Here is a 24,603-nt window from a genome sequence, read left to right as displayed (position 1 = left end):
GACCGGAGGTCCACATCGTGACCGCGCCCACGCCCACCGACCGCAGGTTCCTCGGACGTCTCAGCCTGCCCGAGCGCCGGTTCATCGCCGACGCCCTGCGCACGGAGACCGTCGGCGGCGTGCTCCTCCTGGTCGCGGCCGTCGTCGCACTCGTGTGGGCCAACACGCCCCTCAAGGACAGCTACGCGACGATCCGGGACTTCCACATCGGTCCGGCCGCCCTCGGCCTGGACCTCTCGATCCAGCACTGGGCGGCGGACGGCCTGCTCGCGGTCTTCTTCTTCGTCGCCGGCATCGAGCTCAAGCGCGAGCTGGTCGCCGGCGAGCTGCGGGACCCGAAGGCCGCCGCCCTGCCGGTCATCGCGGCGATATGCGGCATGGCCGCCCCCGCCCTGGTCTACGCGCTGGTCAACCTCATCGGCGACGGCAGCATGGACGGCTGGGCCGTACCCACGGCCACCGACATCGCCTTCGCACTCGCCGTCCTGGCCGTGATCGGCACCTCGCTGCCCTCGGCGCTGCGGGCCTTCCTGCTCACCCTCGCCGTCGTCGACGACCTGTTCGCCATCCTCATCATCGCGATCTTCTTCACGAGCGACCTCAACTTCGCCGCTCTCGGTGGCGCACTCGCCGGCCTCGCCGTCTTCTGGCTGCTGCTGCGCAAGGGCGTCCGCGGCTGGTACGTCTACGTGCCGCTGGCCCTGGTCATCTGGGGGCTGATGTACAACAGCGGGATCCACGCCACCATCGCCGGCGTCGCCATGGGCCTGATGCTGCGCTGCACCACCCGCGAGGGCGAGGACCACTCCCCCGGCGAGCACATCGAGCACCTGGTCCGGCCGATATCCGCCGGCCTCGCCGTGCCGCTGTTCGCGCTGTTCTCCGCCGGGGTCACCGTCTCCGGCAAGTCCATCAGCGACGTGTTCACCCAGCCCGTCACCCTCGGTGTGGTCCTCGGACTCGTCGTGGGCAAGATGGTCGGCATCTTCGGCGGCACCTGGCTCACGGCCCGCTTCACCCGGGCGGAGCTGAACCCCGAGCTGGCCTGGGCGGACCTCTTCGCCGTCGCCTCGCTGGCCGGCATCGGTTTCACCGTGTCGCTGCTCATCGGCGAGCTCGCGTTCGAGGGCGACCCCGTACTGACCGGCGAGGTCAAGGCCGCCGTCCTCATGGGCTCCCTGATAGCCGCCGTGCTGGCGTCCGTGTTGCTGAAGCTGCGGGTGCGGAAGTACCAGGCTCTGGTCGTGGAGGAGGAGCGCGACGAGGACGGGGACGGCATCCCCGACATCTACGAGGAGCACACGCCGGAGTACCACCTGCGGATGGCCGACATCCACGAGAGGAAGGCCGCGGAGCATCGAGAGCGCGCCCGACTGGCGGGGGCATCGCGCGATGAGGCCGACCGTCCGGCATGATCTGAGGGCAGACGACACAGGAGAAGAGGGAGCAGCCATGAGCGACCCGTTCGACGGAACCGAGCGCAGCCTCGGCCAGCTGGTCGCCTCGGCGACCGCCGAGATGTCCGCCCTGGTGCACGACGAGATCGCCCTCGCCAAGGCGGAGATCCGTCAGGACGTCAAGCGCGGTGCGATCGGCAGCGCCGCGGGCATCGCCGCCGGCGTGGTGCTGCTGTTCTCCCTGCCGATGCTGAGCTTCGCGCTCGCCTACGCCATCAACACCTGGTCCGGCGGGCACAACGGCAACGGCGGCTGGAACATGGTCTGGTGCTTCCTGCTGTCGTTCACGGCCAACGTGCTGCTCGCCGTGCTGCTCGCGGCGATCGCGGTCGCCAAGTTCAAGAAGGTGAAGAAGCCGGAGAAGTCCATCGCCTCGGCCAAGCAGACCGCGGCGATCATGCAGAACGTCAAGCCGCACCCGCGTCCCGTGGCCGGCACGGAGCGGGTCGCCCTGGACAAGGGCGAGACTGTGGCACGCTCGTCCGCATGACCGTCCCTGAGAGCAGCAGCATCGCCGGCGGAAGCCCCGTACGCATCGACGGGCCGTGGACCCACCGCGACGTCGCGGCCAACGGCGCCCGCTTCCACATCGCCGAGATGGGCGACGGCCCGCTGGTGCTGCTGCTGCACGGCTTCCCGCAGTTCTGGTGGACCTGGCGTCACCAGCTGCCCGCACTCGCCGACGCCGGATTCCGGGCCGTGGCCATGGACCTGCGCGGCGTCGGCGGCAGCGACCGCACGCCCCGCGGTTACGACCCGGCCAACCTGGCCCTGGACATCACGGGGGTCATCCGCTCGCTCGGCGAGCCGGACGCGGCGCTCGTCGGCCACGACCTCGGCGGCTATCTCGCCTGGACGGCGGCCGTCATGCGGCCCAAGCTGGTGCGCCGGCTCGTGGTCTCCTCGATGCCGCACCCGCGCCGCTGGCGTTCGGCGATGCTGTCCGACTTCGCGCAGACCCGCGCCGGTTCGCACGTCTGGGGCTTCCAGCGCCCGTGGCTGCCGGAGCGTCAGCTCGTCGCCGACGAGGGGGCGCTCGTGGGCCGGCTGATCCAGGAATGGTCGGGCCCGCATCTCCGCTCGGCCGCCGACGAGGAGGCCCTGGCGGTCTACCGCCGGGCGATGTGCATCCCGTCGACCGCGCACTGCTCCGTCGAGCCGTACCGCTGGATGGTGCGTTCCCTGGCGCGCCCGGACGGCATCCAGTTCAACCGGCGCATGAAGCGGCCGGTGCGGGTGCCCACGCTGCATCTGCACGGCTCGCTCGACCCGGTGATGCGGACCCGCAGCGCGGCAGGGTCCGGGGAGTACGTGGAGGCTCCGTACCGCTGGCGGCTGTTCGACGGCCTCGGGCACTTCCCCCACGAGGAGGACCCGGGGGCGTTCACCACGGAGCTCGTCAATTGGCTGAAGGACCCCGAGCCGGACCGCTGACGATCCACCGTCCGGCCACCGCTGACGGTCTGCCGTCCGGCCGCCTCCGGCCTCTGACGTCCCGTGCTCCCTCCACTGACGGGCCGTGGTCCGTCCGCTGACGCTCCGTCGCCTGACGGCGGTGACGGGCGGCACACAGGCGTCCGTCGAACTGCCATGTGCCTCGCGCATACGCCAATTGGCGGGCCCCGGGGAGGTTACCGACCTTGGGGCCCGGGCAGACGTCCCGGTATGGGCTGGACGCACGACTACGGTGACACGGCACGCGACCGCCGCTCGATCGGCGGATCCGACGCTCCGGAGCGGGGCGGCACGCAGGACCAGGGCCACTCGCACCCGGCGCGGGACGTGGGGATCTCCCGCATCCTCCGCCGCCGGGCCCGCTGGGTGTCGGCCCGGCTGCGGCACACCCGCACGTAGCGGGTACGGGGGCGCGCGGACAGGCCCCGTACCCCTTCCCGGGCCCGGTTCTCAGGACACACCTCTCAGGCCGTCAGGCCGTGATCCACGGCTCTACAGGGCACAGCCCTGGCTGTCGACCTGCTGGTTGGCCGAGCGGCCGCGGAGGATGTCGTCCTGGATCTCGTCGGCCGTCAACGCGTAGCCGGTGTTGGCGTCGTCGAGCGAGCGGGCGAAGATCACGCCGTAGACCTTGCCGTCCGCGGTGAGCAGCGGGCCGCCGGAGTTCCCCTGCCGGACCGTCGCGTACAGGGAGTACACGTCCCTGCGCACCTCGCCGCGGTGGTAGATGTCGGGTCCCTTGGCGGCGATCCGGCCGCGGACGCGCGCCGAGCGGACGTCGTACGAACCGTTCTCCGGGAAGCCGGCCACGATGGCGTCGTCGCCGCTGCGGGCGTCCTGGTCGGTGAACTGGAGCGGGGTGGCGTCCAGACCGGGCACGTCGAGGACGGCGATGTCGCGCTTCCAGTCGTAGAGCACGACCTTGGCGTCGTAGAGCTTGCCCTCGCCGCCTATCTGCACGGTCGGCTCGTCGACGCCGCCGACGACGTGGGCGTTGGTCATGACCCGGCGTTCGGCGAACACGAAGCCGGTGCCTTCGAGGACCTTGCCGCAACTGGGCGCCGTGCCGACGACCTTGACGATGGAGCGCTGCGCGCGGGCGGCGACGGGGCTGCCGGAGAGCGCCGGGTCGGGCGGGCGGACCTCGGTGATGGGCTCGTTGGCGAAGGGGCTGAAGACCTGCGGGAAGCCGTTCTGGGCGAGCGCGGACGTGAAGTCGTCGAACCAGCTCGGCGCCTGGTCCGGCATCACCTGGGAGATCCCGAGCAGCACCTTGGAGCTGCGGACCTCCTTGCCCACGGTCGGCATCGCCGTGCGGGCCAGGGCAGAACCGATCAGCCACGCGACCAGGAGCATGGCCACCACGTTGACCAGGGCGCCGCCGGTGGCGTCCAGGGCGCGCGCGGGAGTCCAGGTGATGTGCCGGCGCAGCCTGTTCCCGAGGTGGGTGGTGAAGGCCTGTCCGACGGAGGCGGCGACGATGACCACCATCACGAAGACGACCGTCGCCGTCGTCGTGACCTGGCTGTGGTCGGTCAGCTGGTTCCAGATGACCGGCAGCAGCAGGACGGCGACGAGGCCGCCGCCGAGGAAGCCGATCACCGAGAGGATGCCGACCACGAAACCCTGGCGGTAACCGATGACCGCGAACCACACGGCGGCGAGCAGCAACAGGATGTCCAGCACGTTCACCGTCAATAGCCTCGCAGATTCGTCATCGATCGCCCCGGGGTCAGCCTGTCACGACCTCCAGTCCAGCGGGACCCGCTTGGAGCGGTCCCAGGGGCGCTCCCACCCCGCGAAATGCAGGATGCGGTCGATCACTCCGGCCGTGAAACCCCAGACCAGAGCCGATTCCACGAGGAACGCGGGGCCGTGGTGACCGCTGGGATGGGTCGCGGTGGCACGGTTCTCGGGGTCCGTGAGATCCGCCACGGGGACGGTGAAGACCCGGGCGGTCTCGGCGGGGTCGACGACCCCGACCGGAGTGGGCGTGTGCCACCAGCCGAGCACGGGCGTGACGACGAAGCCGCTCACCGGGATGTACAGCCGGGGCAGCACGCCGAAGAGCTGGACGCCGGCCGGGTCGAGGCCGGTCTCCTCCCGGGCCTCGCGCAGCGCGGTCCGCAGCAGCCCGCCGGAGGCCGGGTCGCCGTCCTCGGGATCGAGGGCTCCGCCGGGGAAGGAGGGCTGCCCCGCGTGCGACCGGAGGCTGCCCGAGCGCTCCATCAGCAGCAGCTCGGGTCCGCGCGGTCCCTCGCCGAAGAGGATGAGGACCGCGGACTGCCGCCCGGCGCCGTCCGCGGGCGGCAGGAAGCGGCTGAGCTGCTGCGGCTCGACCGTACGGGCCGCTCGGTCGACCGGCTCCAGCCAGTCGGGCAGCCCCTCGCGGCGGAGCAGGCCGCCCGTCCCTTGGACCTCTTCACCAGTGCGCGTCATCGGCACCCCCGTCTTTCACACCCGTTTTCCACAACGCGGTCGGAGTCTCGGATCGTTCCCTCAGGACGTGGCGCCCAGCGGGGGCGCGGGCCGGCCCGGGTAGTCCGGAGGCGGGTTGAGCCGCTGTCCGGGGAAGCCGCCCTTCTCGTACTTCAGGAGCTTCTTCGCCTTCTCGGGATCGGTCTCGCCCTCGCCGTACGCCGGGCAGAGGTGGGTGATCGGGCAGGCGCCGCACGCGGGCTTGCGGGCGTGGCAGATGCGGCGGCCGTGGAAGATCACCCGGTGCGAGAGCATCGTCCACTCGCTCTTCGGGAAGATCTCGGCGACCTCGGCCTCGATCTTCACCGGGTCGTCGGACTCGGTCCACTTCCAGCGGCGGGCCAGCCGCATGAAGTGGGTGTCGACGGTGATGCCGGGAACGCCGAAGGCGTTGCCGAGGACGACGAAGGCCGTCTTGCGGCCCACGCCGGGCAGCTTGACCAGGTCGTCCAGGCGGCCGGGCACCTCGCCGCCGAAGTCGTCCCTGAGGGCCGTGGCCAGCCCCATGATCGACTTGGTCTTGGCGCGGAAGAAGCCGGTCGGCCGGATCAGCTCCTCGACCTCCTCGGGAGCGGCCGCGGCCAGGTCCTCCGGGGTCGGGTACTTCGCGAAGAGGGCGGGCGTGGTCTGGTTGACCCGCAGGTCCGTGGTCTGGGCGGAGAGGACCGTGGCGACCAGGAGCTCGAAGGGGTTGCGGAAGTCGAGCTCGGGATGGGCGTACGGGTAGACGTCGGCGAGCTCCCGGTTGATCTTCCGGGCCCGCCGGACCATGCCGAGACGCGACTCGGGCTTGGCGGCCTTCCTGGGGGCGGCGATCCGGGAGGCGGGCCCCGAGGCGGCTTCAGAGGACGCCTCGGCGGAGGCCTTGGTGGAGGCCTTGGTGACGGCCTTGGTGGCGGCCGCCTTCTTGGAGGCGACCTCCTTGGAGACGGCCTTCTTGGCGACGGCGCTCTTTGAGGCGGCCCTCTTTGAGGCCGGCTCCTTCGCCCCGACCGACGTCGATGCCGGCTTCGGCTGCTGCGTCGGCTCCGACACGGGCTTCGTCGGCTTCGGCTTCCGCGTCGACTCCGGCTTCCGCGTCGGCTTCGACGCGGACTTCGCCGGCTTCGACGTCGCCTCAGGCGCTGCCGCCGTGCTCCCGCCGGCCGCGCCCGACGATCCGGTCTCCCCCATCAGGGGGCGTTTCGCCGCATTCGTCTGTTTCGACACGCCGTGTTCGCCCACAGCGGAATTGACCTCGTCCCGCACTCTTCCAGCCCCCTTGGCCTGTGCTCTCACCGGCGAGTTGGACACCCGGCCAGCCTAGGGGCCGCCGCCGACATCCGCCCCGTCCGGACCCGATCACGACCCAATCGGGCCCCTGACGTACGGAAAGGCCGTCCGGTGAGTCAAACTTGTTGTGATTGATCGCACTGAGGTCGACATAGGAGAGAACTCGTGGACGACGTTCTGCGACGCGCCCCGCTGTTCGCGGCGCTCGACGACGAGCAGGCCGCTGAGCTGCGCGCCTCGATGAGTGAGGCGACGCTTGCCCGAGGCGACGCGCTCTTCCACGAGGGCGACCCGGGCGACCGGCTCTACGTGGTCACCGAGGGCAAGGTGAAGCTGCACCGCACCTCGCCCGACGGCCGCGAGAACATGCTGGCGGTCCTCGGCCCCGGCGAGCTGATCGGTGAGCTGTCCCTCTTCGACCCGGGCCCGCGCACCGCCACCGCCACCGCGCTGACCGAGGTCAAGCTGCTCGGCCTCGGCCACGGCGACCTCCAGCCCTGGCTGAACGCCCGCCCGGAGGTGGCCAGCGCCCTGCTCCGCGCCGTCGCCCGCCGCCTGCGCAAGACCAACGACCAGATGTCCGACCTGGTCTTCTCCGACGTCCCGGGCCGTGTCGCCCGCGCGCTCCTCGACCTGTCGCGCCGCTTCGGCGTGCAGTCCGAGGAGGGCATCCACGTCGTCCACGACCTCACCCAGGAGGAGCTGGCCCAGCTGGTCGGCGCCTCCCGCGAGACGGTCAACAAGGCGCTCGCCGACTTCGCCCAGCGCGGCTGGCTGCGCCTGGAGGCCCGCGCCGTGATCCTGCTGGACGTGGAGCGCCTCGCGAAGCGCTCGCGCTGAGCATCGCTCCGTACCCGTACGACACCAGCGACGGCATCGGCCCGTACGCCGCCGCCTTCCGCCGGCGTCCGTGCGTACGAGAAGGGGGCCGCCCGGTTTCGACCGGGCGGCCCCCTTCCGCGTCCTCGGACGCGGTCAGCGCGGGTCAGCGCGGGACGGGCGGCGGGATCAGCGCTTCGTGCCGTCCACGATCAGCGGGTTCGAGTTGCCGCTGCCACAGGGCACCGCGTAGACCGGGTTCTTCGCCGCGACCTCCTTGTACGCCTCGATGCACTGGTTCATGAGGACCTTGTCGGTCAGCGAGTCGTTGAGGATCTTGTTGGCACGGGCGATGCCCTCCGCCTCGATGCGGCGCCGGTCGGCCTCCGCCTTGGCCGTACGGGAGGCCTCCAGGGCCCGCTCGGTGGCCTGCTGCTGCTGGATCTTGCGGTCGATCTGGCCCTGCAGGGCGTCCGACGGCCTCACATTGCGCAGGTTGACGGTGGTGACGTCGATGCCGCGCGGGGCGAGGCGCTCCTTGATGAGGCCGGCGATCTCCGCGTTGATCTTCTCGCGGTCGGAGGTGTAGCCCTGCTCGCTCGTGTAGCGGGCGAAGACGTTGCGGACGATCTCGCGGCTGTCCGGGAAGACGAGCCGCTGCTGGATGGCGTCCTCGCTGCCGGCCAGCTTGTAGAGCTCGACCGCCTTGGTCGGCTGCACCGCCCACTTCACGGTGACCTCCGCGTACATGACGCCGCCCTGCGAGGAGCGCACCTCCACCACGTCCTTGTCGGAGAGGTTGAGGTCCACGGGCCGGGTGGAGAACGTCGTGACGCTGGTGAACGGCGACGTGAGGTGCATGCCGGAGTTCATCGGCGAGCCGACCTTGCCGAAGGCGACCGGGACGCCCACCTCGTACGCGCTGACCACGTACGTCATGCTCACGATCAGAGAGAACACGCCGCCGAGGAGGGCGCCGAGGGCGCCCATCTTGAGGCCGCGGGTGTCGTTCGCGCGGCCGATGAAATACAGCACTGCTGCGGCGATGACCAGCAGGATTGCTATGACGAACACGGGATCCCCCCGAAAGCTACGGCCAGATGTAAGCGCAGCGTAAGCCACGCTTCGAGGCCGGAAAATGCCGGAGGTCGGCAAACTCCGTGACGAGAAGGTTCCGGGACGGCACTCCACCCCGCGCCCGCCCACGTCCTCGGGCGGAGGATCCGCCTCCGCGCTCAGATCAGACCGCGCTCCGTCAGATAGTCCAGCTGTGCCCGCACGGAGAGCTCCGCGGCCGGCCAGAGCGAGCGGTCCACGTCCGCGTACACGTGGGCCACGACCTCGGAAGCTGTCCGGTAGCCGCTCTCGACGGCTGTCTCGACCTGGGCGAGCCGGTTCGCGCGGTGCGCCAGGTAGAACTCGACGGCGCCCTGCGCGTCCTCCAGGACCGGTCCGTGCCCCGGCAGGACGGTGCGGACCCCGTCGTCGGTGGTGAGCGAACGCAGCCGCCGCAGCGAGTCCAGGTACTCGCCGAGCCGTCCGTCGGGGTGGGCCACCATCGTCGTGCCGCGCCCGAGGATCGTGTCGCCGGTCAGCACCGCCCGGTCGGCCGGGAGGTGGAACGAGAGCGAGTCGGAGGTGTGCCCCGGCGTGGGAACCACCCGGAGCTCGAGTCCGCCGGTGGTGATCACGTCCCCGGCCGCGAGCCCCTCGTCGCCGAGCCGCAGCGCCGGGTCGAGCGCCCGCACCGCGGTCCGGGTCAGCTCGGCGAACCGCCCCGCGCCCTCGGCGTGGTCGGGATGGCCGTGGGTGAGCAGGGTCAGCCCGATCCGCTTGCCGAGCTTCTCGGCGGTCTCCACGACGTTGCGCAGATGGCCCTCGTCGAGCGGCCCCGGGTCGATGACGACGGCGAGGTCGGAGTCCGGTTCGGCGACGATCCAGGTGTTGGTGCCGTCGAGGGTCATCGCGGACGGGTTCGGCGCGAGCACGTTGTACGCGCGCGTGCTGCCCGGCCCGGAGGTCACGGACCCGCGCGGCTGCCCGGGAAGGGCCGCGGCGTCGCTCATGACGTCCCTCCTTCCGGACCCGTCGTCGGGATGTGCTTGGTGAACTCGTCGTGTCCCGGCCAGCTCAGGACCACCCTGTCACCGTCGAGCCGCGCCTGCGCGAGGACGGGCGTCAGGTCCTGGTCGCGCGCGGCCCCCAGGGCCTCCTCCGCGCTCCGGAAGCGCTCCACGGCCCGCAGGGTCGAGATCGTCGGCGGCATCATCGTCAGCTCGCCCCGGTCGTAGCCGGCCGCGGCGTCCGCCGGGCGGATCCAGACGGTGCGGTCGGCCTCGGTGGAGGCGTTGCGGGTCCGCTGGCCGGCCGGAAGGGCCGCGACGAAGAACCAGGTGTCGTAGCGCCGGGGCTCGAACTCGGGGGTGATCCAGCGGGCCCAGGCGCCCAGCAGGTCCGAGCGCAGCACGAGGCCGCGGCGGTCGAGGAAGTCGGCGAAGGACAGTTCGCGGGCGACGAGCGCCGCCCGGTCCTTCTCCCAGTCCTCGCCCGTCGTGTCGCCGACCACCGACTCCGCGGTCTCGCCGGCGAGCAGGACGCCCGCCTCCTCGTACGTCTCGCGCACGGCGGCGCAGACGACGGCCTGCGCCTGCGCCGGATCCGCGAGTCCGAGCCGATCCGCCCACTCCTCCCGGGAAGGGCCCGCCCAGCGCACGGGATGCTCGTCGCGCGGGTCGACGCCGCCGCCGGGATAGGCGTACGCGCCGCCGGCGAAGGCCATGGAGGCGCGGCGGCGCAGCATGTGGACGAGGGGGCCGTCCGCGCCGTCCTTCAGGAGGAGCACGGTGGCGGCCCGCTTGGGCGTCGCCGGAACCAGCTCACCGGCGGCGAGGGCACGGATCCGGTCGGGCCACTCCGGTGGGTACCACTGTCCGTTCGACTGACCATTCGACATGGCCGGATGCTATGCGCAAGCATCGGAATGCACGAGAGCCGGTTCCCTCCGGGCGGGAGGGAACCGGCTCGTCGACGACCGTCGTACGGCGCTGCCCGGGATCCGGCGGTGTCCGTCCGGGGCGCGCGGGCCGCGCCGGCGACCCGTACCGCTCGGGCGCTGCTCAGGGTCCGGCGGAAGGGCCGTACCGCTCAGGCACTGCTCAAGGTCCGGTGAAGGCCCGTACCGCTCAGGCACTGCTCAAGGCCGGGTGAAGGTTCGTCCCGCCCCTCAGGCGGACTCGAGCTCCACCTGGATCTCGACCTCGACGGGAGCGTCCAGCGGGAGGACCGTGACGCCGACGGCGCTGCGGGCGTGCACGCCCTTGTCGCCGAGGACCGCGCCGAGCAGCTCGCTCGCGCCGTTGATGACGCCAGGCTGGCCGGTGAAGTCGGGGGCGGAGGCGACGAAACCGACGACCTTCACGACCCGCTTGATCCGGTCCAGGTCACCGGCGACCGACTTCACGGCCGCGAGCGCGTTGAGCGCGCAGGTGGCGGCGAGCTCCTTGGCCTCCTCGGCCGTCACCTCGGCGCCGACCTTGCCGGTGACCGGCAGCTTGCCGCCCACCATCGGGAGCTGGCCCGAGGTGTAGACGTACACGCCGGACTGCACGGCGGGCTGGTAGGCCGCGATCGGCGGGACGACCTCCGGCAGGGTCAGGCCCAGCTCGGCGATCCGCGCCTCGACGGCTCCGGCCCCGCTCACGACTTGGCCCGCTTCAGGTAGGCCACGAGCTGCTCGGGGTTCGGGCCGGGTACGACCTGGACGAGCTCCCAGCCGTCCTCGCCCCAGGTGTCAAGAATCTGCTTCGTCGCGTGCACCAGCAGCGGCACAGTCGCGTACTCCCACTTGGTCATGAGGCGACTGTAGCCGTTGTGGCGAAGCGCCCCGTTCCCGTAGGGGTTCATTCAGGGACGCGTCCGGGGCGGCCCTCTGATTGGTCCGGGCCGCCAGTGGTTAGGCTCGAAGGCGTGAGCAGGCTCCAGGTCGTCAGCGGCAAGGGCGGTACCGGTAAGACGACGGTCGCCGCCGCACTCGCGCTCGCCCTCGCGACCGAGGGCAAGCGGACCCTCCTCGTCGAGGTGGAGGGCCGGCAGGGCATCGCGCAGCTCTTCGAGACGGAGGCGCTGCCGTACGAAGAGCGGAAGATCGCCGTCGCGCCGGGCGGCGGCGAGGTGTTCGCGCTGGCGATCGACGCCGAGCGCGCGCTCCTCGACTACCTCCAGATGTTCTACAAACTGGGCAGCGCGGGCCGGGCCCTGAAGAAGCTCGGCGCGATCGACTTCGCGACGACCATAGCCCCGGGCGTCAGGGACGTCCTGCTCACCGGCAAGGCCTGCGAGGCGGTCCGCCGGCGCGAGAAGCACGGCGGCTTCTCCTACGACTACGTGGTGATGGACGCGCCGCCGACCGGCCGCATCACCCGCTTCCTCAACGTCAACGACGAGGTGGCGGGCCTGGCGAGGATCGGTCCGATACACCATCAGGCCCAGGCGATCATGCGCTTCCTGAAGTCCCCGGACACCGCGGTCCATCTGGTCACGCTCCTGGAGGAGATGCCCGTCCAGGAGACCTCGGACGGCATCGCGGAGCTGCGTGCGGCCGAACTGCCCGTCGGTTGCGTCATCGTGAACATGGTCCGCCCGCACGTCCTCGACGAGGCGGCGGTACGGGCCGCCTCCGGCGACCACCGGGACGCCGTCGCGGAGACGCTGGCGTCCGTCGGGATCAGGGGCGGCACGAAGCTGGTCGAGCCGCTTCTGGAGCAGGCCGCGGAGCACGCCCAGCGGGTGGAGCTGGAGCGGGCCCAGCGCGTGGCGCTGACCGGTATCGGGGTCCCGACGTTCGAGCTCCCCTTCCTGGGGGACGGTGCGGACATCGCAGGCCTCTACCGGCTGGCGAAGGAGCTGCGGAGGCAAGGGGTGGGCGCTTGACGGAGAACGTGACGAGGAAGGCCGCGACGAAGGGGACGGCGCCGAGCGAGGTCGCGGCGGAGGTGACCGCGGCGAAGGCGGCATCGAAGAAGGCCACCCCGAAGGCCACCCCGAAGGAAACGGCGAAGGAGACGACGAAGGGGGCGACGAAGGAGACGACGAAGGGGACCGCGCCGAGGGAGGCCGTCGCAGAGGCGGCCGCGAAGGAGACGGCGGCCTCGGCCGGGCTCGACACAGTGCCCTTCCTGGAGCTCGATCCGCTGATCGACGACCCCGCCACCCGCATCATCGTGTGCTGTGGCGCGGGCGGTGTCGGCAAGACGACGACGGCGGCCGCTCTCGGCGTGCGCGCGGCGGAGCGCGGCCGGCGGGTCGTGGTGCTGACGATCGACCCGGCGCGCCGGCTGGCCCAGTCGATGGGCATCGACTCGCTCGACAACGTGCCGCGCAAGGTGGACGGCATCAAGGGCTGCGACGGCGGCGAGCTGCACGCGATGATGCTCGACATGAAGCGGACCTTCGACGAGATCGTCGAGGCGCACGCGGACGCCGACCGTGCCCGGGCGATCCTGGAGAACCCCTTCTACCAGTCCCTGTCGGCCGGTTTCGCCGGTACGCAGGAGTACATGGCGATGGAGAAGCTGGGCCAGCTCCGGGCCAGGGACGAGTGGGACCTGATCGTGGTCGACACGCCGCCGTCCCGGTCGGCGCTCGACTTCCTCGACGCGCCGAAGCGGCTGGGCTCGTTCCTCGACGGCAAGTTCATCAGGCTGCTGATGGCTCCGGCGAAGGTGGGCGGCCGGGCGGGGATGAAGTTCCTCAACGTCGGCATGTCGATGATGACGGGGACGCTGGGGAAGCTGCTGGGGGGTCAGTTCCTCAAGGACGTGCAGACGTTCGTGGCGGCCATGGACACGATGTTCGGCGGTTTCCGGACCCGCGCGGACGCCACGTACCGGCTGCTGCAGGCCCCCGGCACGGCCTTCCTCGTGGTCGCGACGCCGGAACGGGACGCGCTGCGCGAGGCGGCGTACTTCGTGGAGCGGCTGGCCGCGGAGGACATGCCGCTGGCGGGGCTCGTCCTCAACCGGGTGCATGGTAGCGGCGCCGCCCGGCTGTCGGCCGAGCGGGCGCGGGCCGCCGCGGAAAATCTTGACGAGCGTCGCATTGTGGATCAGGAGGGCGGGAAGACTGCTGGGCGTGGCTCCCGTGCCACCTCTCCCGAGATGTCCGACCTCGCCACCGCCGCCAGCGCCGCCACCGCACGATCCGAGTCCCCGGCTGCCCCCACAGCCCCGGTTGCCCCCACAGCCGGCACGGACTCGGACACGGAAGCACTCCGCACCGACGCACGCACCCCCGACAGATCCGACACCGACGTGCCGGAAACGACGGACGCCCCGGACACGCGCCCTGACGCGGACGCGCCGGAAGCGGACGCACCGGACCCTGACACACCGGAGGCGGACGCACTGGACGCGGACGCACCGGACGGTGACACACCGGGCGCGGACGTGAAGGAGCTCACCGCCGGTCTACTTCGGCTCCATGCCGAGCGGATGCAGGTGCTCGCGCGCGAGCAGCGCACGCGCGATCGTTTCACCGCGCTCCACCCCGAGGTGGCGGTCGCCGAGGTGGCCGCCCTGCCCGGCGACGTGCACGACCTCGACGGGCTGCGGGCCATCGGTGACCGTCTCGCGCTCGGCCGCCTGCCGTAGCCGACCGGCCGAACCGGCTTCACCGGCCGTACAGGACGATCGCTCCGTGCCGCACAAGGACGATCGTTCCGCCTGCCAGCGGAGGGCACGCGATGACGCGACCGCAGAAGGTGTACGGACGTGCGCGACGGGCGGTGTGCGGGCGGCGGGCTAGCCCACCGCCGCGTACGTCTCGTACGTCGCGTCGTCGTCCATCGCCACGGGAAGCAGGCCCGCTCCCCGCTCGTACTCCGTGCGCGCGGTCTCCAGAAGCCGGCGCCACGAGGTGACCGTCGGCCGGCGGCGCAGCAGGGCGCGTCGCTCGCGCTCCGTCATACCGCCCCACACGCCGAATTCCACGCGGTTGTCGAGGGCGTCGGCGAGACATTCCGTCCGCACCGGACAGCCGGTGCACACCGCCTTCGCCCTGTTCTGCGCCGCGCCCTGCACGAAAAGTTCATCCGGATCGGTAGTGCGGCAGGCCGCCTGCGCACTCCAGTCAGCTACCCAGCCCATACCGGCGCCGTCCTCTCCCGAATCGAGGCTCCCCCACGGCGGTAGCGGCATATTCACCGCTGCCAGTTGGGACGTTACGGAAGGCGGGGACAGCGCAACACCCCCTTCGGGCCCAATCTTGAATGGCCCGAACGGACTATGCGTACGCGTCAGATCACCCAGGGGAGTGACGCAAGGACATCACGACCATAACGGACATGAGCCCGATTCGGGCATGAAGTCACCGCGCTTCGGGTACGCGGGAATTCACACCTCTGTCACGCACGGGTCTTGATGCCGGACCGCACCGCTGTGACAGTCGAGAGCAGCTTAGGCCAAGGCATATACGCGTGTCCGGCGAATGCGAACGTCCGCACCTCACGTGCGCCGTGCCGTCAGGTCGGCGGACGAGCCCCTCCGCCCCCTCTGACTCCCTCCGCCCCCTCTGCTCCCTCCGGCTCCCTCCCCACCTCCCTCTGACGCCTCCGGATGTCACGGTCTGGTACGCGAACGCTCCGAGAGGCCCCTGCTCCTGCGGATCGCACATCGCTACGGATTAGGCTGCCCCCATGGCAAAGAAGCGCTCGGGCGGAGGTCTGACCGGGACCCAGCAGGCCGCCAAGTTCCTCGGGGTCAGTGTGCTCGCCGGAGCCGTGCTGGCGGGCATCGCCCTGCCCGCGGCCGGGGTGATGGGGCTGGCGGCGAAGGGCACGGTCGAGGGGTTCGACGAGATCCCGTCCAACCTGAAGACACCACCGCTGAGTCAGCGCACCACCATCCTCGACTCCGAGGGCGGCCACATCGCCACCGTGTACTCGCGCGACCGGAAGGTCGTACCGCTGGACAAGATCTCCCCGTACATGCAGAAGGCGATCGTCGCGATCGAGGACTCGCGCTTCTACGAGCACGGCGCGATCGACCTCAAGGGCGTGCTGCGCGCCATCAACCGCAACGCGCAGTCCGGCGGAGTCGCGCAGGGCGCGTCCACGCTCACCCAGCAGTACGTGAAGAACGTCTTCGTCGAGGAGGCCGGCGACGACCCCGAGAAGGTCGCCCAGGCCACCCAGCAGACCCTGGGCCGCAAGGTGCGCGAGCTGAAGTTCGCCATCCAGGTCGAGGAGGAGCTGGGCAAGAAGAAGATCCTGGAGAACTACCTCAACATCACGTTCTTCGGGCAGCAGGCCTACGGCATCGAGGCCGCTTCGCAGCGCTACTTCTCCAAGCCCGCCGCCGACCTCACCCTCCCCGAGGCCGCCATGATGGCCGGCCTCGTGCAGTCGCCGAGCCGCTACGACCCGGTGAACGACATCCAGGAGGCGACCAAGCGGCGCAACACCGTCCTCCAGCGCATGGCCGACGTCAAGGACATCAGCCAGGCGGAGGCCGACAAGGCGATGGCCACCCCGATCAAGCTGAAGGTGAAGTCGCCGAAGAACGGCTGCATCACCGCCGTCGACGGTGCCGGCTTCTTCTGCGACTACGTCCGCAAGACGATCCTCAACGACCCGGTCTTCGGGAAGACCCCCGAGGACCGCCAGAAGCTGTGGAACCTGGGCGGTCTGACCGTCCGGACCACCCTCGACCCGCGCGCCCAGGCCGCCGCCAACGAGGCCGCCGTCGCCAAGGTCGACAAGGACGACCCGGTCGCCGCCTCGGTGGTCCAGGTCCAGCCCGGCAGCGGCAAGATCCTCTCGATGGGCCAGTCCCGCCCGTACGGCCTCGACCAGAAGCTCCACCAGACGACGCTCAACCTCTCCGTCGGCAAGAAGATGGGCGGCACCACGTACGGCTTCCAGGTCGGCTCGACCTTCAAGCCGATCACGGCCGCCGCGGCGCTGGAGAAGGGCCTGAGCCCGGCGCAGTCGTTCACGACGCCGTGGAAGATCTCGGTGCCGATGAACTCCTACTCCACCTGCGCGGGCGGACCGTCCGGCGGCGGCAACTGGGACCTCCAGAACGAGATGCAGTCCGAGGCCGGCACCTGGGACATGACCAGCGCCCTCGGCAAGTCCATCAACACCTACTTCGCCCAGCTGGAGCAGATGGCCGGTCTGTGCGAGACCGTCACCATGGCGCAGAAGATGGGCTACGAGCGTGAGCTCGGGAAGAAGCTGAAGGAGCTTCCCTCCATCACGCTCGGCGGCCAGGAGGCCACCCCGCTCGACATGGCCTCGGTCTACGCGACCTTCGCCAACCGCGGCACGTACTGCACGCCCATCGCCATCGAGTCGATCACGACCGCGAACGGCGAGAAGCTGAAGGTCCCGCAGACCCAGTGCTCCAGGGCGATGAGCGAGCGGACCGCCGACACCGTCAACCAGATGCTGAAGGGCGTCGTCGAGGACGGCACCGGTACCAGGGCCGGTCTGAGCGACCGCGACAACGCGGGCAAGACGGGTACGACCAACGACCGCAAGGACGCCTGGTTCGTCGGCTACACGCCGAACCTGTCCACGGCGGTGTGGGTCGGTGACGACGTCGGCGAGAAGAAGTCAATGTACGACATCACCATCGGCGGCCAGTACTACGACAAGGTCTGCGGTGGCTGCCTCCCCGGCCCGATCTGGCGGATCGCGATGACCGGCGCGCTCGAGGCCGGAGAGACCCCGTCCTTCGTCCGGGTCGACGTGCCGCGCGGCGCGCAGCCCGGAGACAAGGACAAGGACAAGGACAAGCGCCCCGGCGACGACAACAAGCCGGGCGGCCGGAACCCGGGCACCACGCTGCCGGGCGGGATCACCCTGCCGCCGGACCTGATCGGCGGAATGACGGGCAGGGGCGGTCACGGCAACGGGGGCCGCAACGGCCAGTAGGTCGTCGGCGTTCGGCGAAGGCACACGACGAAGGCGCCCCTCCTGATCGTTCGGTCGATCGGGAGGGGCGCCTTCGTGCGTGGCTCGCGGGGTCGCGCGCGGACCGGGGGCCACGCGCGGGCCGGGGTCGCGCGCGGACCGGGGCCACGCGCGGTGGTGTAAGAGGAGGGTCAGCCGGCGAGGAGCTTCTTCACGGCGGCGGCGACGCGGCCGCCCTCCGCCTGCCCGGCGACCTTCGGGTTCACGATCTTCATGACGGCGCCCATCGCGCGCGGGCCCTCCGCGCCGGCGGCCTTCGCCTCCTCGACGGCGGCGGCCACGACGGCCTCCAGCTCCTCGTCGCTCAGCTGCTTCGGCAGGTAGGCGTCGAGGATCTCGCCCTCGGCCCGCTCCCGCTCGGCCTGCTCGGCGCGACCGCCCTGGGCGAAGGCGTCCGCGGCCTCGCGGCGCTTCTTCGCCTCCTTGGCGATCACCTTCTGCACCTCGTCGTCGGAGAGCTCGCGCTTGGTCTTGCCCGCGACCTCCTCCTTGGTGACGGCGGCGATGGTCAGCCGCAGGGTCGAGGAGCGCAGCTCGTCGCGCTCCTTGATCGCGGCGTTGAGGTCGTCCTGAAGCTTGGCCTTGAGCGTGGTCATGGGGTCAAGTGTGGCAGGTGCCGGGGCTGTACCGCCCCCGCATTTCCGCCCACCGTGTCCGCGAACGCGCTCGGCGGGTCTGCGACGATAAGGGGATGCGCGCACGGTACGGGATCCCCCTGAAGATCACGGCAGGCCTCACGGCGACGGCGGCGGCCGGCGTCGTCTACGCGGCGGGCTTCGAGGCCCGCTCGTTCCGACTGCGCCGGGTGACCATCCCGGTGCTCCCCCGGGGCATGCGTGATCTGCGGGTGCTCCAGGTCTCCGACATCCACATGGTCAGCGGCCAGCGGAAGAAGCGGGCCTGGCTGCAGTCCCTCGCCGGGCTGCGCCCGGACTTCGTCGTGAACACCGGCGACAACCTGTCCGACCCGCAGGCCGTGCCGGAGGTCCTGGACGCGCTGGGGCCGCTGATGGAGTTCCCGGGCGTGTACGTCTTCGGCTCCAACGACTACTACGGCCCACGGCTGCGCAACCCCGCCCGCTACCTGAAGGAGAAGGTGCAGGGCCGGCACGGCCTCAACGGCAACCCGCCGGTGGTCGGCGCCGTCCACAACCCGTGGGAAGGCATGCGGGACGCCTTCGACGCGGCCGGCTGGGTGAACCTGACCAACACCCGCGGCCGCCTGAAGCTGCCCGGGCTCGACCTCGCCTTCACGGGCGTCGACGACCCGCACATCAAGCGGGACCGTTACGAGCGGGTGGCCGGCGGCCCCGACCAGGACGCCGACTTCTCGATGGGCGTGGTCCACGCGCCGTACCTGCGGTCCCTGGACGCGTTCACCGCGGACGGCTACGAGCTGATCCTGGCCGGGCACACGCACGGCGGACAGCTGTGCATCCCCTTCTACGGCGCCCTGGTCACCAACTGCGACCTCGACACCGACCGCGTGAAGGGCCTGTCCACGCACACGGTCGCCGACCGCACCTCGTACCTGCACGTCTCGGCCGGCTGCGGCACCAACCGCTACACCCCGGTCCGCTTCGCCTGCCCGCCCGAGGCCACGCTCCTCACCCTGACCGCCCGCACCTGACCCCACCCGCTCCGCCCGACGAACCGCTTCCGACCTGCGGCGGCGGGCCGCGAATACCGGATTTCGTGTCTGGGCGCGGGTGGGCTAAAGTAATCGATGTCGCCGCGACGTGGAGAACAGAGCAGCGACATCGGGGTGTAGCGCAGCTTGGCAGCGCGCTTCGTTCGGGACGAAGAGGTCGTGGGTTCAAATCCCGCCACCCCGACAGCCGAAACACCAGGTGAGGCGCCTAGGAACGTTCCTAGGCGCCTCACCTGTTTTCGTTTGCGCGTTCATCTGCGTGACGAGCGCTCCTGCAGGCCCGCTCGCTCCCCGCTGCGCCGGAGACCGCCCCTCGAGACGGGAAAGGACCTGTCGGGGGGCACATCGTGAGCAGGAGAGCGGCCCCTGACCGGCTCTGGGCCAGGGACCGTCCATCTACGGCAGTCTTGCCATGTGACGTCACGGCGGCATAGTGGTCTCGAGGGGCCCGCCGCGCCTGAGACCGAAGCTAGAACCGTCCGCGGATCTGCATACCCGTGACGCTCTCGGGGCGGTTCAGTGCGTCGTAGACCTTGTGGCCGGAGTCGCGGGCGCCGCCGGCCCAGGAGACGGCTCCCCGATCGGTCACCTTGGCCGCGATCCCGCTCCAGTACTTGGCCTCACGCTCCCACTGGACCTCCTCCAGCAGGCGCTCCAGGGTGAGGCCCTCGGGCATGGGGTCCGCACTCCAGGACATGGTGCGGTTCATGGTCGCGCCGAGGCCGGCTACGACGGCAGGGGCGGTAATGGCGGTCTTGGCGTGGAAGAGCTCGGCGTTCTCCTGAAGGAAGGCGCCCAGTGTCTCCATGACCTCGCGCTGGACAACGAGCTTGTCCGGACGGTTGCCGTTCTCGTCAGCGGGGATGTCCTCGTGCTCGATGCCGGTCGACGCGGCGTGGATACCGGCCTTGCCGAGCATGGCCGTGGAGACGAGGGTTCGCAGGACGGACATCGTCATCCACTCGGCAGCCTTGTCCGACACCTGGCGCTTGCCCGTGAGGATGAGGCGGGACAACGGAACAGTGCCCTCACCGGAAGGCACCTCCAGCGACTCCATCAGCTTGCGCGTCACAGTGGTGCCGAAGTCACGGCCGTCCATGGACATGGCCAGGGACTTGTCGACCGGAACTCCCTTCAGGTTGCGGTCATGGAAGATCTGGCGGGCGGCCATGACACTGATGCCGTGGAAGATCTCGAAGGACAGGGGGATCGCTCCGAAGTCGATGTCCTCCAGGCCGTACGCGGCCGGGTTCCTCTTGATGCGGTGCCAGGCGGTGACCTGGGTCTCACTATCCAGAGCGAAGAGACCGTCCTTGATCGGCAGGGCCGCCGAGCCCTCCTCGGAGATGGCCAGCGGGCGCGGCGACCACAGGGTGATCTGCGGCAGCGACCAGGCGTCGTCGAAGTCTCCCCGCAGGCCGGCCGCAATGTAGTCGGCATACTCGCCGACGTTCTTGGCCTTCTTGCTGCCCGCGGTGCCAAGGAGGCGCTGGATCTCGGCACGCGTGCGGGCGTACTCGCTGACCGGCTGTCCGGCCTTCTGAGCACGCTTGGTGGCGTCCTCGACCTCTTGCGGATCGTTGACGATGGCCAGGAGGTTCTCACAGTCGATCACGCCGTTCGCCATGACCCCCTTGCGGATCTCCCGGAGATCAACAGGCAGACCGGTGGTCACTGGCTTCAAAGGCTTGGCAGTGCTCAAGTTATCCCCCTCCAAGGGCACTCTTCTTGACGCCCCATCACATTGCAGGACGGTATCGGGGCGCCCATCAGGAGGTCAACTGCGGTGTGTGGAAAGCACAGTTGCGTGCTCCGCAGTCAGTCAGCTGAATGCTGAGGCAGAGCAAACGCATGTTCCCGCGCCGTTGCGGTGAGCAGTATTCAGACACGTTGGCTGCCCATCGAATCTGCGGGTGGCCGACGTAGCTGGCCTCGATCCGACCGGCCGTGGCAGATTCCGGATCCTCCTGGGAGACGTTGACGAACCGCGTTCAGGCGGTACTGGGGCCGCGCTCGGACCATGCTGGGGCCGCGGTTTCTGCAGGGGCGGGGCAGATCCAGGAGCAGAGCCCATGTGACTGCGGCAGGACCGTCCGAGCCGTAGGCTCTCTGAGCGCCTGGCCGACTCCGCCGGGCACGGCGAGGGGGCATGGTGGATCATCTCTTCACGGTTTCGGGTTCGTCGGCGATGCCCGTCTCCCCCACTGGGCTGGCAGCGGAGGGGCTGCTCGAGCGGCAGCATCTTCAGGAGTGGGTGATCGACAACCCGCAGGTCCTCGGCGAGGCGGTGCTCGTCATCACTGCGGAATTCGACCGGTGGGCCGACACGGACGGTGTTCCGGCGCGCGACCGGCTGGACGTCCTGGGACTGGACGCCACGGGTCGGCTCGTCGTGGTCGAGCTGAAGCGGGGGACAGCCGACCGGGACGTACACCTCCAAGCGATCACGTACGCCGCGCTGGTGTCCCGCTTCGACATCGACACCCTGGCTCAGGCACATCGCGACTTCCTGGCGCGCCGAGGGCAGACACTTGATCTCGAAGCGAGCAGGCAGCGCCTCCTCGATCACGTCGACGGTGACTGGAGCCCGGAGCTGCTGCAGCGGCCCCGACAGGTGATCATCGCTGCGGACTTCCCCAAGCAGGTCACGCACACCGTTGTCTGGCTGTCGGAAATGAACCTCGACATCGACCTCATCCAGGTCGGCTTGTGGAGGGTCGAAGGCCATCTGGTGGCCGGCTTCACCAAGGTCTACCCGACTCCCGAGGTGGAGGAGTTCACTCTGGCCCCCGCGCGCGTCGAGGCCAAAGCCGCCGCCCAGAAGCTGGAGGAACGCTCACGAGCCCAGAACGCCGTGCACGTACTCGTGGGGGCCGGTCTGCTGCCCGACGGGACCCGGTTGCGGCTGGTCCCGCGACACGGTGTGACGGACTCCATCCGTGACGCCATCGCCGTGTGGGTCGGCGAGGACGCCAACCGCTCGACGGCTACCTGGACCAACGACACCGCGAAGCCCCTGACCTGGGATGCCGACGGCAATAGGTACACGCCGACCGGGCTTGCCAACCACATCTTCCGCAGTGTGACGGACCGGAAGGCGGACGGGATCCAGGGCACGACCTGGTGGGGCATCGACACCGCTCGTCTCCCGGACAACGTCGACCCCGAGGAATGGGCGACGCTCGAAGGCACCGACCTCGCCACCCTCGCCAAGCGACTCCGCGGTACCGGCAAGGACTGGACACGCATGCACGCCTTGCTGGAGACCATCCCTCCTGGGCGCTGGACCACGTACGGCGACGTGGCCACCGTCATCGGCAGTCACGCCGTCCCCGTCGGCACCCACCTCGCCAACTGCGGCCAGTGTCCCGCCCCATGGCGCGTCCTCACCGCGGCGGGACGCGTCGCGGCGGGATTCCGAAGGGTCGGCGCCACGCACTCGGGCGCGCCTAGGGAGATCCTGACCGACGAAGGCGTCCGCTTCGACAGGGACACCGCAGCCACGGAAGCGCGCCTGACGCTGGATGAGCTTCGGCAACTGCTCGAGAGCTGACGTCCGGACGAGCACGTGGCGCGAGACCGGATACGCAGGCCGTCGCGCGACGAAGGCGTCAGACGGTGCCAGGCGATGTCAGGTGATGTCAGGCAGTGCCAGGCGATAGCAGGCGGTTGCCAGGCGATAGCAGGCGGTTGCCAGGCGGTGTCAGGCGGTTGTCACGCCGGGGTGGTCAGCAGGGAGTCGGTGGCGGCTGATGCCACTGCTTCGGCGACCGTGGAGAGGGCCGGGGAGTCCAGTTTCCACTGCTGCCAGTACAGCGGGACGTCCAGGGGTCTGCCGGGCGCCAGTTCCACCAGGCGGTCGGCGCGGAGCAGTGGCTCGGCCTGCGGTTCGGGGACGAGGCCCCAGCCGAGACCGGCGGCCACCGCGTCGCGGAAGCCGTCGGAGGCGGGCACCATGTGGCGGATCCGCCCTGCGCCCGAGCGGCCCCGGGTGAGGGACCGGACGAACGCGTCCTGGAGTTCGTCACGCCGGTCGAAGACCACCGTGGGCGCCTCGCTCAGGTCCGCGGCCAGGTCCCCGGTGAAATGCCGGTCCGCGAACTCCGGTGTGGCCACGACCAGGTAGCGGGCCGACCCGAGGCGCCGTACGGTGCAGCCGGCCACCGGTTCCGGCGAGGAGGTGACCGCTGCCATCACCTGGCCCTCGCGCAGCAGGGCGGTGGTGTGGGACTCGTCCTCCCGGTACAGCTCGAAGCAGATCGGCGGGTCCTGCGGGACCCGGGTGAGCGCGGGCAGGAACCAGGTGGCGAGGGAGTCGGCGTTGACCGCGATCGGCACCCTGGCCGGGCCCTGCTCGGCCGCCAGGCCGAGTTCGGTACGGGCGTCCCGCTCCAGTCTGGCGAGCTGCCGGGCGAAGCGGACCACCACCTCGCCGGACTCGGTGAGCCGTACCGGCTTGGTCCGCTGCAGCAGGACCCGCCCGGTGCGCTGCTCCAGGGCCTTGACGCGCTGGCTGACGGCGGAGGGAGTCACGTGCAGGGCGGCGGCCGCGGCGTCGAAGGTGCCTTCGTCGACCACCGCGAGCAGGGTCCGAACCTGGTCCAGGGGCAGCTCGTCCATAAGTGGGGCTAAGGATACCTAAGAATCTTTAGCTGTACCTGGGAATGTGTGCTCCGTACGGTCAAGGACATGACCAGCAGCACCATCGCCGCCGTAATCGCCGGTTTCGGGACCGGGCTCTCCCTCATCGTGGCCATCGGGGCCCAGAACGCGTTCGTGCTGCGCCAGGGCGCCCGCCGGCAGGCCGTCCTCGCGGTCGTCGCGATCTGCGCCCTCTCGGACGTGGCCCTGATCACGCTCGGCGTGGCCGGTGTCGGCGCGGTGGTCACGGCCTGGCCGGTGGCACTGACCGCAGTCGGTCTCGCGGGCGGGGCTTTCCTGCTCTGCTACGGCTTCCTGGCGGCCCGGCGGGTGCTCCGTCCCGACCCGGACGCCTCGCTCACGACCGGCGACGGGCCGGGCGCGCGATCCGCCGACGGGCCGGGCGCGCGATCCGCCCGGCGGGCGGTCCTGACCTGCCTGGCGATGACCTGGCTGAACCCCCACGTCTACCTCGACACCGTGCTCCTGCTCGGCTCCCTCGCCTCGGACCGCGGCGACCTGCGCTGGGCCTTCGGCGCGGGCGCGGCCCTGGCCAGCCTGAGCTGGTTCGTCGCCCTGGGGTTCGGCGCCCGGCTGCTGAGCGGCGTGCTGTCCCGACCGAAGGCATGGCGGGTGCTGGACGGGCTGGTCGCGGCGACCATGCTCGCGATGGGCGGGATGCTGGTGGCCGGGGCTTAGGACCGGCCCGGCGGGTCCGACGTATCCGACCGGCCCGACCGGCCCGACCACGACCGGCCCGATCTTCCCGACCAGTCCCGAACCTCCCGACCAGTCCGACCTGCCCGAACTTCCCGACCAGTCCGACCTGCCCGACCAGTCCGACCTGCCTGTCCGGT

General features: G+C 70.6%; 24 protein-coding genes and 1 tRNA gene. 13 read left to right on the top strand and 12 right to left on the bottom strand.

The annotated features are described in order from the left end of the window. The first annotated feature begins 17 nt into the window (after positions 1-17). The 4 genes from nhaA to ESG85_RS30220 all read left to right on the top strand — a co-directional run bounded on the left by nhaA (position 18) and on the right by ESG85_RS30220 (position 3,311). Positions 18-1,415, top strand: a complete 1,398-nt coding sequence (gene nhaA, locus ESG85_RS30235) for a Na+/H+ antiporter NhaA (protein ID WP_128984355.1) — start codon at positions 18-20, stop codon at positions 1,413-1,415. A gap of 37 nt (positions 1,416-1,452) precedes the next feature. Then, the gene (locus tag ESG85_RS30230) at positions 1,453-1,947 is read left to right on the top strand and encodes a phage holin family protein (RefSeq protein ID WP_128984354.1); all 495 of its coding nucleotides are present in this window, start codon (positions 1,453-1,455) and stop codon (positions 1,945-1,947) included. Beyond that, on the top strand, positions 1,944-2,891 hold the full coding sequence (locus ESG85_RS30225; protein ID WP_128984353.1) for an alpha/beta fold hydrolase: 948 nt from the start codon (positions 1,944-1,946) through the stop codon (positions 2,889-2,891). The genes ESG85_RS30230 and ESG85_RS30225 overlap by 4 nt, the downstream gene beginning before the upstream one ends. A 231-nt stretch (positions 2,892-3,122) precedes the next feature. Further along, a complete protein-coding gene (locus tag ESG85_RS30220) occupies positions 3,123-3,311 on the top strand; it encodes a hypothetical protein (RefSeq protein ID WP_128984352.1) in 189 nt (62 codons plus the stop codon). A 93-nt stretch (positions 3,312-3,404) separates the two neighbouring features. Here ESG85_RS30220 and ESG85_RS30215 read toward each other — a convergent pair whose 3' ends face one another. The 3 genes from ESG85_RS30215 to nth are packed head-to-tail and all read right to left on the bottom strand — an operon-like array spanning position 3,405 to position 6,206. Continuing rightward, a complete protein-coding gene (locus tag ESG85_RS30215; protein ID WP_128984351.1) occupies positions 3,405-4,604 on the bottom strand; it encodes a MarP family serine protease in 1,200 nt (399 codons plus the stop codon). A 48-nt stretch (positions 4,605-4,652) separates the two neighbouring features. Beyond that, a complete protein-coding gene (locus tag ESG85_RS30210; RefSeq protein ID WP_128984350.1) occupies positions 4,653-5,351 on the bottom strand; it encodes an NUDIX hydrolase in 699 nt (232 codons plus the stop codon). 60 nt (positions 5,352-5,411) lie between these two features. Next, positions 5,412-6,206: an endonuclease III gene (gene nth / locus ESG85_RS30205; protein ID WP_425471302.1), complete on the bottom strand. Its 795-nt coding sequence runs from the start codon at positions 6,204-6,206 to the stop codon at positions 5,412-5,414. Between nth and ESG85_RS37070 the strand changes: the two genes are divergently transcribed. Both ESG85_RS37070 and ESG85_RS30195 read left to right on the top strand, forming a co-directional pair. Then, the gene (locus tag ESG85_RS37070) at positions 6,181-6,696 is read left to right on the top strand and encodes a hypothetical protein (RefSeq protein ID WP_425471303.1); all 516 of its coding nucleotides are present in this window, start codon (positions 6,181-6,183) and stop codon (positions 6,694-6,696) included. The two genes, nth and ESG85_RS37070, sit on opposite strands and share 26 nt — an antisense overlap. A 131-nt stretch (positions 6,697-6,827) precedes the next feature. Continuing rightward, entirely contained in the window at positions 6,828-7,502 is a 675-nt protein-coding gene (locus tag ESG85_RS30195) for a Crp/Fnr family transcriptional regulator (RefSeq protein ID WP_046910193.1), read from the top strand. A 168-nt stretch (positions 7,503-7,670) separates the two neighbouring features. On the opposite strand, the gene ESG85_RS30190 is transcribed toward ESG85_RS30195, so the two are convergent. From ESG85_RS30190 to sp36, 5 genes are all read right to left on the bottom strand, one after another. Then, on the bottom strand, positions 7,671-8,555 hold the full coding sequence (locus ESG85_RS30190) for a prohibitin family protein (protein WP_128984349.1): 885 nt from the start codon (positions 8,553-8,555) through the stop codon (positions 7,671-7,673). A 161-nt stretch (positions 8,556-8,716) separates the two neighbouring features. Further along, complete coding sequence (locus ESG85_RS30185; protein ID WP_128984348.1) at positions 8,717-9,547, bottom strand: MBL fold metallo-hydrolase; 831 nt, start codon at positions 9,545-9,547, stop codon at positions 8,717-8,719. Then, positions 9,544-10,434, bottom strand: coding sequence for an NUDIX hydrolase (locus ESG85_RS30180; protein WP_128984347.1), 891 nt, complete (start codon positions 10,432-10,434; stop codon positions 9,544-9,546). The genes ESG85_RS30185 and ESG85_RS30180 overlap by 4 nt, the downstream gene beginning before the upstream one ends. A gap of 270 nt (positions 10,435-10,704) precedes the next feature. After that, positions 10,705-11,181 (bottom strand): RidA family protein, encoded by a 477-nt coding sequence (locus tag ESG85_RS30175; RefSeq protein WP_128984346.1) that lies wholly within the window; start codon positions 11,179-11,181, stop codon positions 10,705-10,707. Next, complete coding sequence (gene sp36 / locus ESG85_RS30170; protein ID WP_128984345.1) at positions 11,178-11,333, bottom strand: Sp36 family protein; 156 nt, start codon at positions 11,331-11,333, stop codon at positions 11,178-11,180. The genes ESG85_RS30175 and sp36 overlap by 4 nt, the downstream gene beginning before the upstream one ends. Positions 11,334-11,447: 114 nt before the next feature. Here sp36 and bagA point away from each other — a divergent pair, with 114 nt between their 5' ends. Further along, positions 11,448-12,410, top strand: a complete 963-nt coding sequence (gene bagA / locus ESG85_RS30165; protein ID WP_164986353.1) for an ATPase BagA — start codon at positions 11,448-11,450, stop codon at positions 12,408-12,410. A 236-nt stretch (positions 12,411-12,646) separates the two neighbouring features. Continuing rightward, positions 12,647-14,128, top strand: coding sequence for an ATPase BagB (gene bagB, locus ESG85_RS30160; protein WP_181019162.1), 1,482 nt, complete (start codon positions 12,647-12,649; stop codon positions 14,126-14,128). A gap of 150 nt (positions 14,129-14,278) precedes the next feature. Here the strand turns inward: bagB and ESG85_RS30150 are convergent, their stop codons facing one another. Continuing rightward, on the bottom strand, positions 14,279-14,623 hold the full coding sequence (locus tag ESG85_RS30150; protein ID WP_046910200.1) for a WhiB family transcriptional regulator: 345 nt from the start codon (positions 14,621-14,623) through the stop codon (positions 14,279-14,281). Between the two features lie 548 nt (positions 14,624-15,171). Here ESG85_RS30150 and ESG85_RS30145 point away from each other — a divergent pair. Then, positions 15,172-17,415, top strand: a complete 2,244-nt coding sequence (locus ESG85_RS30145) for a transglycosylase domain-containing protein (RefSeq protein WP_128984343.1) — start codon at positions 15,172-15,174, stop codon at positions 17,413-17,415. Positions 17,416-17,585: 170 nt separating this feature from the next. Here ESG85_RS30145 and ESG85_RS30140 read toward each other — a convergent pair whose 3' ends face one another. Next, positions 17,586-18,050, bottom strand: coding sequence for a GatB/YqeY domain-containing protein (locus ESG85_RS30140; RefSeq protein WP_128984342.1), 465 nt, complete (start codon positions 18,048-18,050; stop codon positions 17,586-17,588). A 95-nt stretch (positions 18,051-18,145) separates the two neighbouring features. Between ESG85_RS30140 and ESG85_RS30135 the strand changes: the two genes are divergently transcribed. Together ESG85_RS30135 and ESG85_RS30130 are read left to right on the top strand one after the other, a co-directional pair. Then, positions 18,146-19,084 carry a metallophosphoesterase gene (locus ESG85_RS30135; RefSeq protein ID WP_128984341.1) on the top strand — a complete coding sequence of 313 codons (939 nt, stop codon included), beginning with the start codon at positions 18,146-18,148 and terminating at the stop codon, positions 19,082-19,084. Between the two features lie 131 nt (positions 19,085-19,215). Beyond that, positions 19,216-19,289, top strand: a tRNA-Pro gene (locus ESG85_RS30130). A gap of 285 nt (positions 19,290-19,574) precedes the next feature. Here ESG85_RS30130 and ESG85_RS30125 read toward each other — a convergent pair. After that, positions 19,575-20,732 (bottom strand): DNA sulfur modification protein DndB, encoded by a 1,158-nt coding sequence (locus ESG85_RS30125; RefSeq protein ID WP_246095403.1) that lies wholly within the window; start codon positions 20,730-20,732, stop codon positions 19,575-19,577. 522 nt (positions 20,733-21,254) lie between these two features. Here ESG85_RS30125 and ESG85_RS30120 point away from each other — a divergent pair. Continuing rightward, positions 21,255-22,658 carry an MGMT family protein gene (locus tag ESG85_RS30120; protein WP_246095401.1) on the top strand — a complete coding sequence of 468 codons (1,404 nt, stop codon included), beginning with the start codon at positions 21,255-21,257 and terminating at the stop codon, positions 22,656-22,658. 161 nt (positions 22,659-22,819) lie between these two features. Here ESG85_RS30120 and ESG85_RS30115 read toward each other — a convergent pair whose 3' ends face one another. Then, on the bottom strand, positions 22,820-23,725 hold the full coding sequence (locus tag ESG85_RS30115; RefSeq protein WP_128984339.1) for a LysR family transcriptional regulator ArgP: 906 nt from the start codon (positions 23,723-23,725) through the stop codon (positions 22,820-22,822). Positions 23,726-23,794: 69 nt separating this feature from the next. Here ESG85_RS30115 and ESG85_RS30110 point away from each other — a divergent pair, with 69 nt between their 5' ends. Continuing rightward, a complete protein-coding gene (locus ESG85_RS30110) occupies positions 23,795-24,445 on the top strand; it encodes a LysE/ArgO family amino acid transporter (protein WP_128984338.1) in 651 nt (216 codons plus the stop codon). The last annotated feature ends 158 nt before the right edge of the window (positions 24,446-24,603 follow it).

The organism is Streptomyces roseicoloratus, from assembly GCF_004117935.1.
Classification (GTDB): domain Bacteria; phylum Actinomycetota; class Actinomycetes; order Streptomycetales; family Streptomycetaceae; genus Streptomyces; species Streptomyces roseicoloratus.
Note: the sequence above shows the minus strand (reverse complement) of the source record. Positions and strands in the feature narration are given on the sequence as shown.

Coding starts and splice junctions, on each gene's coding strand:
- ESG85_RS30225 (WP_128984353.1), top strand. CDS start 1,944: ATGACCGTCCCTGAGAGCAGCAGCATCGCCGGCGGAAGCCCCGTACGC.
- ESG85_RS30210 (WP_128984350.1), bottom strand. CDS start 5,351: ATGACGCGCACTGGTGAAGAGGTCCAAGGGACGGGCGGCCTGCTCCGC.
- ESG85_RS30140 (WP_128984342.1), bottom strand. CDS start 18,050: ATGACCACGCTCAAGGCCAAGCTTCAGGACGACCTCAACGCCGCGATC.
- ESG85_RS30115 (WP_128984339.1), bottom strand. CDS start 23,725: ATGGACGAGCTGCCCCTGGACCAGGTTCGGACCCTGCTCGCGGTGGTC.
- ESG85_RS30180 (WP_128984347.1), bottom strand. CDS start 10,434: ATGTCGAATGGTCAGTCGAACGGACAGTGGTACCCACCGGAGTGGCCC.
- ESG85_RS30220 (WP_128984352.1), top strand. CDS start 3,123: ATGGGCTGGACGCACGACTACGGTGACACGGCACGCGACCGCCGCTCG.
- ESG85_RS30150 (WP_046910200.1), bottom strand. CDS start 14,623: ATGGGCTGGGTAGCTGACTGGAGTGCGCAGGCGGCCTGCCGCACTACC.
- ESG85_RS30230 (WP_128984354.1), top strand. CDS start 1,453: ATGAGCGACCCGTTCGACGGAACCGAGCGCAGCCTCGGCCAGCTGGTC.
- ESG85_RS30185 (WP_128984348.1), bottom strand. CDS start 9,547: ATGAGCGACGCCGCGGCCCTTCCCGGGCAGCCGCGCGGGTCCGTGACC.
- ESG85_RS30120 (WP_246095401.1), top strand. CDS start 21,255: ATGGTGGATCATCTCTTCACGGTTTCGGGTTCGTCGGCGATGCCCGTC.
- ESG85_RS30110 (WP_128984338.1), top strand. CDS start 23,795: ATGACCAGCAGCACCATCGCCGCCGTAATCGCCGGTTTCGGGACCGGG.
- sp36 (WP_128984345.1), bottom strand. CDS start 11,333: ATGACCAAGTGGGAGTACGCGACTGTGCCGCTGCTGGTGCACGCGACG.
- ESG85_RS30135 (WP_128984341.1), top strand. CDS start 18,146: ATGCGCGCACGGTACGGGATCCCCCTGAAGATCACGGCAGGCCTCACG.
- ESG85_RS30145 (WP_128984343.1), top strand. CDS start 15,172: ATGGCAAAGAAGCGCTCGGGCGGAGGTCTGACCGGGACCCAGCAGGCC.
- ESG85_RS30125 (WP_246095403.1), bottom strand. CDS start 20,732: ATGGCGAACGGCGTGATCGACTGTGAGAACCTCCTGGCCATCGTCAAC.